Source organism: Gottfriedia acidiceleris (assembly GCF_023115465.1).
Classification (GTDB): domain Bacteria; phylum Bacillota; class Bacilli; order Bacillales; family Bacillaceae_G; genus Gottfriedia; species Gottfriedia acidiceleris_B.
The window spans coordinates 899,628-913,395 of sequence record NZ_CP096034.1 but is presented as its reverse complement, the minus strand read 5'-3'; the positions used below and the strand labels follow the sequence as shown (position 1 = coordinate 913,395).

Here is a 13,768-nt window from a genome sequence, read left to right as displayed (position 1 = left end):
GGATCTTTCCAATGGTTTTTTATTATTAATCTTCCATCGTTGATAAATCACCAGTTGGAAGGTCTAACTCCCATGCTTTTAATACTCTTCGCATAATTTTTCCGCTTCGAGTTTTTGGTAATTTATCACGGAATTCGATTTGTCTAGGTGCTGCATGAGCTGCTAGTCCTAATTTTACAAAGTTACGGATTTCTTCCTTCAATTCATCTGAAGCAACATAACCATCTCTTAGCGCAACAAACGCTTTAATAATTTCACCTCTTACAGGATCTGGTATACCGATTACACCAGCTTCTGCAATCGCAGGATGCTCGACAAGCTTACTTTCTACTTCAAATGGACCTACTCTCTCACCGGAAGTCATAATGACATCGTCTACTCGACCTTGGAACCAGAAATATCCATCTTCATCCATATAAGCTGAGTCACCTGAAACATACCACTCATCATTTAAGAAATATGATTGGAATTTTGCTTCATTATTCCAAATTGTGTTCATCATCGATGGCCAACCCTTTTTAATTGCTAGATTTCCCATCGTATATGGAGCAACCTCATTACCGTTATTATCAACAATAGCTGCCTCGATTCCAGGGAATGGTTTACCCATTGAACCTGGTCGAATTGGCATACATGGATAGTTACTAATTAATGAAGCTCCAGTTTCAGTCATCCACCAATTATCATGGATTCGTAAATTAAATACTTTTGCTCCCCAACGAACTACCTCTGGATTTAAAGGCTCACCAACACTTAAAATATGTCGAAGTGAACTTAAATCATACTTCTTAATAATGTCCTCCCCTGAACCCATAAGCATACGGAATGCTGTTGGAGCACTATACCAAACCGTAACACCGAATTCTTGAATTGTATCATACCAAGCATCTGGACTGAAACGGCCTCCTAATATCACGTTAGAAGCTCCATTTAACCAAGGTCCAAAAATACCGTATGAAGTTCCAGTTACCCAACCTGGATCCGCTGTACACCAATATACATCATCTTTTTGTAGATCCGTCACCCATTTACCAGTTTGATAGTGTTGAATCATCGCTTGTTGAACGTGAAGAACACCTTTTGGCTTTCCAGTTGACCCAGAAGTATAATGTAAAATTAAACCATCATGGCGATTTAACCATGTAATCTCAAAATCTGATTTCGCTTCTTTATAACGAGCTTTAAAATCTACAAATTTACCGCCTTCCTCAACGTCTTCACCTATAAGGAAAATTGTTTTTAACGCAGGTAGATCATTAACCGGCACACGTGATAATAATTCTGGCGTTGTGACTAATACCTTTGCCTCACTATCCTCTAAACGATCCTTAACAGCGCCTTCCATAAATGCCTCGAATAAAGGTCCAACAATAGCACCTAATTTTAAAGCTCCTAAAAGTGCAAAATACAATTCTGGTTGACGAGGCATGAAAATAAATACTCGATCACCTTTTTCAACGTCACCGAATTGTTTTAAAACATTCGCAGCCTTATTTGAATTATTTTTCATTTCTTCAAACGTATATTTTTCATTTCGCTTATCATCTTTGTAATACAAAGCAACTTTATCTTTTCGATCAGAATTTGCATGACGATCGATAGCTTCAAAAGCCACATTATACTTTTGTGTTGTATACCAAGAAAATTCTTTTTCTACATCTTCCCACTTAAAATTTTTATAAGTTTCCTCATAGTTTTTTAAATTAAATTGTCCGTTTTTTACAGGAAGCGCTTCCACCTTCATATAAATCCCTCCTTGATATTCTCTACTATCATTATACAATGATAAGATTTAATTTTCAGTATTTTTAATAAATTAACCATTTATATGTATTAGACACCTACTGTTTTTTTTCCTGTATGTCTTTCCTGCATTTTTTAGTATGATTATAAAAAAGGTGTTTTCTAAAGGGAGTGAGAAATATTGGATCACCCAAAAAAATATTTTTCAAAAACAATTCAAACTGTGCATGGTGAATTAATGATAGAGGGACCCGTCGAATCTGCCTTACTTGAAACATATCATTTCCATGAAAATTTAACATCTTTTAGACAGCCAGCACAGCAACATAAAGCAATTGTTGAAATTGCTAGTCTACCTGAAGCTAGAATTATTATTGCTAGACTTGATCAAACGATTGTAGGTTATGTTACCTATTTATATCCAGACCCACTTGAAAGATGGTCAAAAACAACTCTAGAAAATTTAATCGAGCTTGGAGCAATTGAGGTAATCCCTGAATTCCGCGGTTTTTCAGTTGCTAAAAATATGTTAATTCTCTCAATGCTAGATGATGCAATGGAAGACTATATCATTATCACAACAGAGTATTATTGGCATTGGGATTTAAAAGGTACTGGTTTAAATGTATGGGAATATCGAAAAATGATGGAAAAAATGATGAATGCCGGTGGACTCATCCAATTTGCAACTGATGATCCTGAAATCTGCTCCCATCCAGCAAACTGTTTAATGGTAAGAATGGGAAAACGAGTAACAACTGAAGAAATTCAAGCATTTGACGCACTACGCTTTTTACAAAGATATATGTACTAATTGAACTTTAATCTCGAAAGGTAGGATTCAAAATAATGCTTATTCAAGATATTATGCGCAGTTCAAACATTACTTTAAAAAAAGAAAATACAATCGGGGATGCAGTAACCATTTTTCGAACAGGTGATGTACGTCATATTCCAATCATTAATGAAGATGATCAAGTGGTTGGAATCATTTCTGACCGAGATGTACGCGATGCTTTACCTTCAACATTATTTCCACAAGCTTTTTCATCTGTACTTGAGGTTCCTGTGGAAAAAATTATGACTACTAATGTCATTACTTGCAGCCCAATTGACTTTGTTGAAGAAGTAGCAACTTATTTCTATCAATATAAAATAGGCTGTTTACCTGTCGTATCTAGCGGAAAATTAATTGGACTTGTGACCGAAATTGATGTATTACACACTCTAGTAACGTTAACAGGAGCATATCAACCTAGCTCCCAAATAGAAATCTTAGTCCATGATCATCCAGGCATTTTAAGTGATGTTGTTAACGTATTTTCAAAAGAAAACATTAATATTGTTAGTGTCCTTGTTTATCCTGCAAAAGAAGCGAATCATAAGGTTCTTGTATTTAGAATTCAAACGATGAATCCACTTTCGATTATTCAAACTTTAAAAACTGAAGGATATAAAATTCTTTGGCCAAATGAAGCGAGTGAATCATGATGAAAAAGGATGCCTACTTAGTATATAGCGAAGAATACCATGCCTATCAATTCAACGAAAAACATCCATTTAATCCGATTCGCTCTCAATTAGTTTATGAACTATTAACATCTAGTAATCTATTAAATGATACTGAAATTATTCCACCAAGAATAGCAACTGATGACGAGCTACTCCTTTTTCATGATTTACAATTTATCGAACAAGTTAAAAAAGCAAGCCGCGAACCAGTTAGTGCAAATATCGCTGAACAATTTGGACTTGGAACTGAAGATACACCCATTTTTAAAAATATGCACGAGGCCAGTTCTTTAATTGTTGGTGGCACCTTAACTGCAGTAGATACCGTTCTAGAAGGAAAATCTAATCATGCTTTTAATTTAGGTGGTGGACTACATCACGGTTTTAAACGAAAAGCCTCTGGTTTTTGTGTTTATAATGACTGTGCAATCGCCATAAAATATATTCAACAAAAATACGGTTTAAAGGTGTTATATGTAGACACGGACGCACACCATGGAGACGGAGTTCAGTGGGCATTTTATGATGACCCGACTGTTTGCACTCTTTCTATCCATGAAACTGGTAGATATCTCTTTCCAGGTACAGGTGCGGTAACCGAGAGAGGACAAGGTAAAGGTTTCGGATACTCATTTAACATTCCAATTGATGCATTCACCGAGGATGAATCATTTCTATTAAGCTATAAAAAAGCAATAAACGATATAGCTCAATACTTCAAACCAGATGTAATTCTCACTCAAAATGGCTCTGATTCACATTGTTATGATCCATTAACTCATCTATGTACGACAATGAAAACATTCGAGGAAATCCCAAAAATCGCACACGAAATCGCTCACAAATATTGCGATGGCAGATGGATTGCTGTTGCTGGAGGTGGGTATGATTACTGGAGAGTAGTACCAAGAGCTTGGTCACAAGTATGGCTAGCTATGACAAATCAACAACCAACTTCTAACCTAATACCAGATAGCTGGATAGAAAAATGGCAGAAAATTGCTAATGTTAAGTTACCTACAACATGGACAGACAATCCCTCTATTGTAAAACCTATTCCAAGGAAAAAGGAAATAGAGGAATACAATGAACAAGTCTTATACCGTGCACTTGAGCCATTGCAAATTCAGCAAAAAAAGCCTTTTATTTAAATAATACGCGCCGCCTGAGGGGATCTCGACGGCGTTTTTTATTTTTGGTAGATTTTTGATTATGAATTAGTAAACTTCAATTCATATACAGCTCGATTTTAAGTAGATTCAGAGCAATTTTGCTAGTTTAATACTAAAACTATCCTGTTAATAAAGATGTAAAAAACAATTACGGGTATATGTATTCTTTTGATTTATTTGCAGTATACAAAGTTTTATTTGTTGTTTTACTATTTTTAATTAAGGTTCTTGGATTCTAATTGTAGTTTTGCTATTTTTTATTGCGATTATCGGATTCTATTTGCCGTTCTTTTTTTATTTGTAGTTATTTAAACTTAATTTGCACACCTCTCAAGTTTATTTGCAGCGCAATGTTTATTCCTTATTTTTTGATAAGGTCCCATAAAAACAAAAAAGCCTAGAATTACTAAAATTCTAAGCTACTTTCATCATTTACTTTGTTGATTGTCTAATTTGAAGATGATGAGGAAGAATGACTGTATGATCTTCCACTGTCTCTTTATTCATATATTTCGTTAATAATCTCATTGCAACTGCACCAATATCATACATTGGTTGAGCAACAGATGATAATTTTGGACGGACCATTAATGCCAGTCTTGTATTATCAAATCCAAAAACTTCAAGGTTATTCGGTACTAATATTCCATGGTCTTGGGCACTGTGAATTACACCAATCGCAGTTTCATCAGATGCTACGAAAATCGCACTCGGAATAATATTACGCTCATGGAAAGCTTCAAAAGCTTCACTGCCTGATTCATACGTATTATCACCATAAGTGACTAACTCTTCATCGAATTCGATTCCATTTTCTTGTAAAGCACGTTTATATCCTTCTAACTTACTTAATCCGATAATATTCGTTTCAGTAGGTCCGTTTACGAATGCTACCTTTCGGTGACCTTTTTTAATAAAATAATCTACTGCATCAAATGCCGCTTGAGCATAGTCAATATTTACTGAAGGGATTTTATTAGTTTCATCATATGTAGTTGCTAATACAATTGGAACGCCAGCCTTTTCATACTCTTCTTGATGAATATCCGTAATTGTTCCACCAATAAATAATATTCCGTCAACTTGTTTTGCTAACATATTATTTATTAATGTAATTTCTTTCTCAATATTCTCATCTGAGTTACTTAAGATAATATTGTATTTATACATTGTTGCAATATCTTCTATACCACGTGCTAGTTCTGCATAAAAAGTATTTGAAATATCAGGAATAATTACACCAACAGTAGTTGTTTTTTTACTTGCTAGTCCTCTTGCAACTGCATTTGGTCTATATCCTAAACGGCTGATCGCTTCGTTTACTTTTTTTCGAGTAGTAGGTTTAACATTTGGATTACCATTAACTACTCGTGAAACTGTAGCCATGGAAACGTTTGCCTCACGTGCTACATCATAAATCGTAACCGTCATTTTCATCACTCCTCTATTTTATTCTATCTATTATGTAGTTTGTTTTTTATTTAGGTAAAATAGTCATAAAACGTCATATTCCACAAAAATAGTGCTTCATTCTATCTTATAGTGAAACGAATCTTCGTTCAATACACCTATTAGAAAAAAATGTAAATTATTCGTATTTTATCACTATATATTGCTAATTTAAAACAAACGTTCACAAATTATTCAAAAAGCGCCGACTGATTTTATTCAGTCAGCGCTTTTATGTTGATTATCGATTTATGAAAGAATTAACTTCAGACATAAATTGGTCAAATTGATCAAAATTCATTTGCTGAGATGAGTCACTTAAAGCAGTAGCAGGATCTGGATGAACCTCTGCCATAATACCATCAGCGCCAATTGCTAGTCCCGCTTTTGCTGCAGGTATTAGTAAGTCTCTTCTACCTGTCGAATGTGTAACATCTACTAATACTGGTAAATGTGTTTCTTGTTTTAAAATTGGAACAGCTGTTATATCTAATGTATTTCTCGTAGCTTTTTCATAAGTTCTTATGCCACGTTCACATAAAATGATTTCTTGATTGCCTTCTGACATGATGTATTCAGCTGCATAAATAAATTCTTCGATTGTCGCTGATAAACCTCTTTTTAATAAAATTGGTTTATTTACAGAACCTGCAGCTTTGAGTAATTCAAAGTTCTGCATATTTCTTGCGCCGATTTGAATGATATCAACATAATCTAATGCCATTTCAATATGTTCTGGGCTAACTATTTCACTAATAATTGCCAACCCATGGTTTTTACCAACCTCTTTTAAAATCTTTAATCCCTCTTCACCTAGTCCTTGGAAGTCATAAGGCGAAGTACGTGGTTTAAATGCACCACCACGCATAATTTTTACTCCTTGTTCCTTTAACACTTTCGCTACGGAATCAACTTGTTCATAGCTCTCAACTGCACATGGGCCAGCAATAATAATTGGGCTTCCATCACCAATATTAACACCATTTACATTTACAATTGTATTTTCTGATTTTCTTTTTCTTGAAACAAGAAGAACTTTTTTATCGTCTTCTTCTTGAAGCTCTAGGCTACTTTTAAAAATTTCTTTAAAAATATGTTGGAGGGTAGCCGTACTAAAAGGACCTTCATTAATTTCGGCAATATGATCTAGCATCTTACGTTCCCTAACTGGGTCATAACGTTTAACACCTTGATCAATTTTTGCTATTCCAATTTTCTTTGCGATTTCGCCTCTTTTATTTAATAACTCAAATATTTGATGATTAATCTCGTCTATTTCAATTCTAAGTTGTTCTAAATCATTTTTAGTCAAATTAAATCCTCCTTGCAAATACCAATATCTCATTTGTTATTATGACACTTTATTGAAAGCTAATCAAAACATGAGCATTATTTTAAAAAAATGTTTTTTTAGTGAATATTTTGTATTTTTATTGGGAATAGTTGCGAGATTAAATCAAAAAGAAGAGTTATAAAAAATAACACTTCTTAGTCAAGCTGTGAAAAAAGATCTTTTAGTTATTTCATTAGCCTTCCCGCTAATCCCATAGGAGTCGACATCCCTCCATTCCAATCAACTAATTCATCAAAAAAAGTTTACAATAAAAACCTAATCAAAATTTAAAACGATCTATCTAAAATTTGTTCTTAATATTTTTAATTTCCGAAAAAAATAATTACTATAGTGTTTTTTGGTAAATTAAAATTGTTGAAACACTTTAACATTTAAAATGTTATTAAATAAAAAAATGTTAAACATCAATACTATTCCACTAAATTTAGAAAAGAAGAGCTAGCAAAGAACTCTTCATATTAATCTTAGGCTTAATTGTAAGTTCGATTAGACGGTTGTATTCTTTTTCTCGAGATATCTAACTTTCTTTATGATTTTAAAGAGCAAATAGTATGCTAAATAAAACTTAGAATTTCTCATAATCTTCATGCAACTCAATTTTGATACATGGAAAGTAGTGAAATAAACTTATTAATCAAAGTGAATCATTTAGTGACACAAAATGTTCAAATTCCATGTGAAAAAAGTCACAAATATTGTGTACAATAAGTATGTAATCAAGAAACAACATAGCAACAAGAAACAAAAAAACAGAAGTAAGTTAATTAAAATAAAACTTGCGGAGGTAATATATATGTTTATCAATTTCTTAAGAACGAATAAAGTGGCAGCTGCTATATTAACTATTTTTCGTCTTTATGTAGGTTATGAATTCATACATGCAGGTTGGGGTAAGTTATCGGCTGGTGGTTTTGACGCTTCAGGTTTTTTAGGATTTGCAGTAAAAAGTGCAACAGGTGAACATCCGGCAGTACAAAGTTGGTGGGCAGACTTTTTAACAAATTTTGCAATCCCACATGTTGATTTATTTAACTTCTTAGTGCCAATTGGTGAATTTGCAATCGGTCTTGGATTAATTCTTGGTTGCTTTACTAAAACTGCAACATTCTTCGCTTTAATGATGAACTTTGCATTCATGTTTAGTGGTACAACAAGCATCAACCCACAATTAGTATTATTAAGTACATTCATCATTGTTGCTGGAACAAATGCAGGTCGATTTGGTTTAGATTACTTCATTACAAAATTTGGTACTAAAAAATATTCAAAAATAAACGAGTTAAATGAAAACAGTTATCTTTTGAAAAAAACAGCTTAATTAAAAATAATGATATAGATAAAGGGCTATCAATTGATAGCCCTTTATCGCTGTTGAAAAAAGACTACGTCAAGTAAATGCCACGAATATTTCGTGGCATTTTTTATTTTGTGTTGCCTTTTTTAAAGTTAATTTTCAGGGTAGCCTAATCTTAAGTAAAAGTACGTCCTTCTTCTGCTTCTAATACTCTGTCTAACCATTCATTGATCAGCGAGTTGAATAGTTTCGCTTGTTCTATTTGTAGATTATGGCCAGCTTTATCTAAAATTGCAAATGATGCTCTTGGATAATTTTCAAGAATAGTAAATGCGTCTTTATAGCCAACGACCGAGTCTTGTAAACCTACTAAAAATAGACTAGGTTCATTGAACTTAATTTTATCTATTTCAAATGAAAATCCGTAGTTATTCCTAATTTTAGATAAAAATTCTTGATCAGCGATTGTACATCCGCTAACAATTTCCTCTTTATAGCGAACCCAAGTTTTCTCGTCTAGAATTACATTATTTGAACGAAAATCAGTTTCCTCAAGTTCATTTAATTGATTTAAAAAATTTTTATCTTCTACTATTACGTTATGGCTTGGTAACGACCTTTTCTCAAATTGTGGAATAATCATAGGGCAAATAAATACTGCACCTTTGACTTTTTCAGGTCTATTAGCAATTATTCCTCTTGCTAAATATCCCCCGTAAGATTCCCCGGCTAATAAAAATGATTGACCTGGTATGATCGTATCAATAAATTTTATGACGATGTTCAGCATATCATCTGTCGTATTAATGTTTGTTCCGCCCTTTGTTTTCCCCATACCTGGAAGGTCAAAGTAAATCCTTTTATAACCGTTTTTCTTAGTAAAAATCGGTTCCATGCACCCTTGCATTAACCTTGAGTCTGGAGTAAACCCATGAATCATAACGATTGGTTTTCCTTCTCCAATTATTTCGTAGTTTATGTCAATATTATTTAAAGTACAAAAAGGCATTTTATTAACCTCCAATTTTCAAATCTATTCATTTTAATAAATTGAAGTGATATTAATATTATGAGGCAAAACAGCATGGACACCCTTAACTTGGTTAACAATTTGAGTTATTCTCAAATCAACACAAACGCTAGCTAAAGCAACTGCCTCTGTTTTTTCAATAGCATATAGCTCTTGAATTAACTCGACCATACCGTTTAATGCAGTTTTAGTTGCTATATTTAAGTCTTCATCAAAGCCAAATGTAAGCCACCCTGCTGGTGTGTTAGCTCGTGGCATATTAATCTGCATGTCTTCTCTTACTCTAAGAGTTAGATTCACTTTATCAAATGGAGATTCGATCGCTTGACCAGATACTTCACCATCACCTTGTGCCGCGTGTCCATCACCCGCAGAAAAAAGTGCTCCTTCAACAGCTATAGGTAAATACAAAGTACTACCTTCAACCAACTCCTTACAGTCGATATTTCCTCCACAATATCTCGGTGGTATAGTCGAATGAACACCTGATTCAGAAGGCGCAGTACCTAGGACACCTAAAAATGGTACTAATGGTACCGAAACTTCCTTATCTCTGATTTTAGTTTTCGCTGTATTGTTTTCTTCATTGATTAGCCAATTTAAAGTCACTTCTAATTCTTCAGAAATACCTAATGCATTATTTTGCCAATTCTTTTTACCACCTGCACAATTCCATCCGTACCAGCCAGCTTTTAATTCGTTTATTTTAATTTCAAGTGTCATCCCCGGTTTAGCACCTTCTACAAAAATTGGACCAATCATAGGATGACCCCATTCTTTTTCCTTCTCTCTTGACTCGAATCTTACTCTTTCTCCATTTTGATGCGAATAACCCCACCCGATATCAATCGTATCAAATTCAATCGAATCACCAGAACGAATAATTTGAATTGGATCATATTCGTTACTAAATGATGCATGCAAATGCTGATCTGTTGTTTTGAATTTATATGTTTCTGGCATATTTACTCCTTCTTTCAACGCTCAATTTTAGTATGTAAAAATAATTTAACTATAAATAATTTCTGCACATAAAATAATTTCCCTTGTTTTATTTTTAATTTTTTATTACTTTTTTCCTATAAATTCTATGAATTGCTCCATCAATTTGAATTGCACAAGACTTTCGGTGTATTGTATAGATGAGATTTCCAAATTTAGGGATTTCTAAATTCATTATATTGGAGGAGTAATAATGGCAATTACTTTTAAACAAATGGTTGCAGAAGCACGTGACAATGTACAAGGAATCAGTTCAGCGGATGCTCGTAAAAAAATTAATTCTAATCCTGAAACATTAGTAATTGATGTTCAAGACGCAGCTGATGCAGGTGCATGCGGATTAATACCAAGCAGTTTGAATATCTCACTTGGAATGCTACCAATCCGTGCTGATTTAGAATTACCAGATCATTTACGCGAGCCTAAATTAGCAGATCGAAACCGTCCTGTTCTTGTTACATGTGGTGCAGGTGGCCAAGCATCTTTAGGAGCATATTTACTGAAAAAAATGGGATTCACTGATGTTGCATATATCGATGGTGGTACTGCTGCGTGGAAAGCTGCTGGTTTTGACGTAGAATAACTAAATAAATAAGTAAACAAATTTTAAAAAACGTGTAGATAACCTACACGTTTTCATAATTTTTTTACTTATTAATTAAAAACGATAACTTAGTAAAAGCATGATAATCCTCATCCTTTTCAATTATACAGGATGGGAAGTTATCGTGATGAATAGAGTCAGGAAGTCCTTGAGTCTCTAAACAAAGTCCCAGATACTTTCTAGATTGAATGCTTCTGATTGTGAAATCATTTAAAAGTTGTGTTCCAGTATAAAGAACTACCCCAGGTTGATTCGTTTCAATCATTAGTACACGACCATTTTCTTCATCACTAAGTATAATCTGCTCAGTATCATTTTCCTCTAAAAGAAAGGGGTGATCATATCCATTTCCTGCTAAAATATTTTGAGGATGGGAAGATTCTACTCCATCAATCAATTTCCTACCTACTGTAAAATCAAATGGTGTATTATCAACATCTACTAATCTTCCGGTTGGAATTAAATCATGATCAAGTTCCACAAAGCGTTTACTTTTAAGTTTTAAGGTGTGATTTAAAACATCTCTTTTTAAATCACCTGATAAATTAAAATAAGAATGATTTGTTACATTTAACAATGTTCTTTGATCGGATTTTCCTTCATAAGTTATATTTAACTCATTTTTATTGTTTAGAGTATAGACAACCTTCATATCTATATTCCCTGGATAACCTTCTTCACCATCTGGACTTTGATAAGTAAATACTAAACTAATATTATCTTTATTTTCTATCATCTCTGTATTCCATATAACCTTGTCAAAACCTTTAAGACCACCATGAAGATGATTACTCTTATTATTAATAGCAAGTTGATAAACCTGATTATTTAATTCAAAATTAGCTTTATTAATCCTTCCTGCTACTCGCCCAATTACCGCTCCAAAATAAGGGGACTGTTCAACATATTCATTAATTGAATCAAACCCAAGAACGACATTTTCAAACTTTCCATATTTATCAGGAACTATGATTTTGTTAATTATGCATCCATAATCTAAACAGATTACTTTCATTCCATGAGAATTTATTATTGTATATGCTGAAATTGTATACCCATTTAACTCTCCAAACTTCTCCTTATATCCTCTCATGATTTTAACTCCTATTTATCATAATATATCAATAAATCGTCTGAATGCTTCTAATCCTTTTTGATCCCACTTATATACTCCAGCATCTTCTAGTGCGCTTAGAAATTTTCTACCTAATTCATTCCGAACTATTTCAGACACTGTTTGAGTTGAAATTTTTCCTACGTAACGTTTTTTCATATCCTCGACCCAAGCTAAGTGGTAGGGCTCTATTTCATTTGCTTGTCCAAGTAAATATTTCTCAATTTCAGTAATTTCTCGATCGAGCCTAGCGGGGAGGACAGCTAATCCCATCACTTCTATTAAACCAATATTCTCTTTTTTAATATGGTGAACATCCTCATGAGGGTGAAAGATTCCCATTGGATGCTCTTCATTTGTTCTGTTATTACGTAATACTAGGTCGATTTCAAATTCGTTCTTATTTTTAATACGAGCTATCGGAGTAATTGTATTATGGCGAACTTCTCCTGTATACGCGACAATATTAACTTCAGGATCGCTATAGTTCTTCCACTTATTCAAGATATACTCTGATGCACTGATAAGGTCGCTTTTATTTACTCCTCTAAGACGTATGACAGACACTGGCCATTTAAGAATTGAGGCAGATATTAACGGAAAACTTTCCATCTTAAATTCATATTCATCTACTGCTTTTGCCATCGCAAACTCATAATTTCCACCTTGATAATGATCATGCGAGAGAATAGATCCTCCTACGATTGGTAAATCAGCATTTGACCCAATGAAATAATGAGGAAACTTTTCTATGAAGTCTAGTAATCTAGTAAAAGTTTCACGATCTATTTTCATTTCACGGTGAGTATTAGCTAAAAGGATGCAATGTTCATTGTAATAAACATAAGGTGAGTATTGTAATAACCATTTCTCGTCATTTATTTCTACGCGAACCATTCGATGGTTTGAACGAGCAGGATGTCCAATTCTTCCACTATATCCTTCGTTTTCGATACATAAAAGACATTTTGGGTAGGTAGAAGTTGATGGTTTCAATTTACGTTCAAAAGCAATTTGCACTGGATCTTTCTCAGGCTTAGATAAGTTTATTGTGATATCTAATTCACCATAATTAGTATTGACTTTATAGCTAATATTTTTAGATATATCTTTCGTTTTGATATAATTGCTATCTTGGCTAAATTTATAAAAATAATTAGTAGCTGTTATTGGATCTTTTGAATATTTTTGATAAAACCTATTATTCAAGTCTGAGGGTCTTGGTAAAAATATATCCATCAATTCACTTAAAAAAATCTCTATTTCATCAGTCTGATTCTTAATAAACCCCTCATTTATTGCATAGTAAGCAATTTCTTCTAGAAAATCTGGAATATCCTTATTCCTATCAAAGGTCACTTGATTAGGAAATGCATCCAAAGCTAATAGGCTCATGATTTTGTTTCGGGAGTAAATCTCATCTTCTGAAGGAATTAATTCTACTGAAATAACTTGATGCAACAGTCCCTGGATCGAAGCATAGATATTCATAGT

The 13,768-nt window shown here is 33.4% G+C and carries 12 protein-coding genes; 5 read left to right on the top strand and 7 right to left on the bottom strand.

Annotated features, from left to right (window positions below):
* Nucleotides 1–25: 25 nt before the first annotated feature.
* Nucleotides 26–1,744 (bottom strand): acetate--CoA ligase, encoded by a 1,719-nt coding sequence (gene acsA, locus MY490_RS04300; protein WP_248268134.1) that lies wholly within the window; start codon nt 1,742–1,744, stop codon nt 26–28.
* Between the two features lie 180 nt (nt 1,745–1,924).
* Between acsA and MY490_RS04295 the strand changes: the two genes are divergently transcribed.
* The 3 genes from MY490_RS04295 to MY490_RS04285 are packed head-to-tail and all read left to right on the top strand — an operon-like array spanning nt 1,925 to nt 4,406.
* The gene (locus MY490_RS04295; RefSeq protein ID WP_248268133.1) at nt 1,925–2,557 is read left to right on the top strand and encodes a GNAT family N-acetyltransferase; all 633 of its coding nucleotides are present in this window, start codon (nt 1,925–1,927) and stop codon (nt 2,555–2,557) included.
* A 35-nt stretch (nt 2,558–2,592) separates the two neighbouring features.
* Nucleotides 2,593–3,234 (top strand): acetoin utilization AcuB family protein, encoded by a 642-nt coding sequence (locus tag MY490_RS04290; RefSeq protein WP_248268132.1) that lies wholly within the window; start codon nt 2,593–2,595, stop codon nt 3,232–3,234.
* Nucleotides 3,234–4,406 carry an acetoin utilization protein AcuC gene (locus MY490_RS04285; RefSeq protein WP_248269318.1) on the top strand — a complete coding sequence of 391 codons (1,173 nt, stop codon included), beginning with the start codon at nt 3,234–3,236 and terminating at the stop codon, nt 4,404–4,406. Before MY490_RS04290 ends, MY490_RS04285 begins: the two co-directional genes overlap by 1 nt.
* Nucleotides 4,407–4,859: 453 nt before the next feature.
* Here the strand turns inward: MY490_RS04285 and ccpA are convergent, their stop codons facing one another.
* Together ccpA and MY490_RS04275 are read right to left on the bottom strand one after the other, a co-directional pair.
* A complete protein-coding gene (gene ccpA / locus MY490_RS04280) occupies nt 4,860–5,858 on the bottom strand; it encodes a catabolite control protein A (protein ID WP_248268131.1) in 999 nt (332 codons plus the stop codon).
* Nucleotides 5,859–6,117: 259 nt separating this feature from the next.
* Nucleotides 6,118–7,188 carry a bifunctional 3-deoxy-7-phosphoheptulonate synthase/chorismate mutase gene (locus MY490_RS04275; RefSeq protein ID WP_248268130.1) on the bottom strand — a complete coding sequence of 357 codons (1,071 nt, stop codon included), beginning with the start codon at nt 7,186–7,188 and terminating at the stop codon, nt 6,118–6,120.
* Nucleotides 7,189–8,023: 835 nt separating this feature from the next.
* Between MY490_RS04275 and MY490_RS04270 the strand changes: the two genes are divergently transcribed.
* Complete coding sequence (locus tag MY490_RS04270) at nt 8,024–8,548, top strand: DoxX family protein (protein WP_248268129.1); 525 nt, start codon at nt 8,024–8,026, stop codon at nt 8,546–8,548.
* Between the two features lie 151 nt (nt 8,549–8,699).
* Here the strand turns inward: MY490_RS04270 and MY490_RS04265 are convergent, their stop codons facing one another.
* Entirely contained in the window at nt 8,700–9,533 is an 834-nt protein-coding gene (locus MY490_RS04265) for an alpha/beta fold hydrolase (RefSeq protein WP_248268128.1), read from the bottom strand.
* A 33-nt stretch (nt 9,534–9,566) separates the two neighbouring features.
* Nucleotides 9,567–10,517, bottom strand: coding sequence for an acetamidase/formamidase family protein (locus tag MY490_RS04260; RefSeq protein WP_248268127.1), 951 nt, complete (start codon nt 10,515–10,517; stop codon nt 9,567–9,569).
* A gap of 232 nt (nt 10,518–10,749) precedes the next feature.
* Here MY490_RS04260 and MY490_RS04255 point away from each other — a divergent pair, with 232 nt between their 5' ends.
* On the top strand, nt 10,750–11,139 hold the full coding sequence (locus MY490_RS04255) for a rhodanese-like domain-containing protein (protein WP_248268126.1): 390 nt from the start codon (nt 10,750–10,752) through the stop codon (nt 11,137–11,139).
* 64 nt (nt 11,140–11,203) lie between these two features.
* On the opposite strand, the gene MY490_RS04250 is transcribed toward MY490_RS04255, so the two are convergent.
* On the bottom strand, nt 11,204–12,253 hold the full coding sequence (locus MY490_RS04250; RefSeq protein ID WP_248268125.1) for an aldose epimerase family protein: 1,050 nt from the start codon (nt 12,251–12,253) through the stop codon (nt 11,204–11,206).
* 18 nt (nt 12,254–12,271) lie between these two features.
* Nucleotides 12,272–13,765 carry a UDP-glucose--hexose-1-phosphate uridylyltransferase gene (gene galT / locus MY490_RS04245; RefSeq protein WP_248268124.1) on the bottom strand — a complete coding sequence of 498 codons (1,494 nt, stop codon included), beginning with the start codon at nt 13,763–13,765 and terminating at the stop codon, nt 12,272–12,274.
* Nucleotides 13,766–13,768 lie beyond the last annotated feature (3 nt).